Genomic DNA, 584 nt, shown 5'->3' on the forward strand with positions numbered 1-584 from the left:
AATTTAGCTTGTTGAGCTTCGGCGTCTGCTTTTGCTTTATTTTCAGCTGCAAGTTTAGCTTGTTGAGCTTCTGCATCGGCTTTCGCTTTTGCTTCTGCAGCAAGTTTAGCTTGTTGTGCTTCCGCATCTGCTTTGGCTTTATTTTCAGCAGCTAATTTAGCTTGTTGCGCTTCTGCATCGGCTTTCGCTTTTGCTTCTGCAGCCAATTTAGCTTGTTGAGCTTCGGCGTCTGCTTTTGCTTTATTTTCAGCTGCAAGTTTAGCTTGTTGAGCTTCTGCATCTGCTTTCGCTTTTGCTTCTGCAGCAAGTTTAGCTTGTTGTGCTTCCGCATCTGCTTTTGCTTTATTTTCAGCTGCTAATTTTGCTTGTTGTGCTTCTGCATCTGCTTTCGCTTTTGCTTCGGCCGCTAGTTTAGCTTGTTGTGCATCTGCGTCTGATTTCGCTTTTGCTTCTGCGGCTAATTTTGCTTGTTGAGCTTCTGCGTCGGCTTTCGCTTTTGCTTCAGCTGCAAGTTTAGCTTGTTGTGCTTCAGCGTCTGCTTTCGCTTTTGCTTCTGCGGCCAATTTAGCTTGTTGAGCTTCTGC

The 584-nt window shown here is 45.2% G+C and carries 1 protein-coding gene; it reads right to left on the reverse strand.

Annotation, left to right across the window (positions count from 1 at the left end; all coding sequences use genetic code 11):
* Positions 1–584 (reverse strand): cell envelope integrity TolA family protein (locus AC4FQ3_RS22010; protein WP_491183294.1); only part of this gene is annotated, 584 nt, incomplete at both ends.

The sequence above is a fragment of the Flavobacterium sp. AK-345 genome (assembly GCF_058310175.1).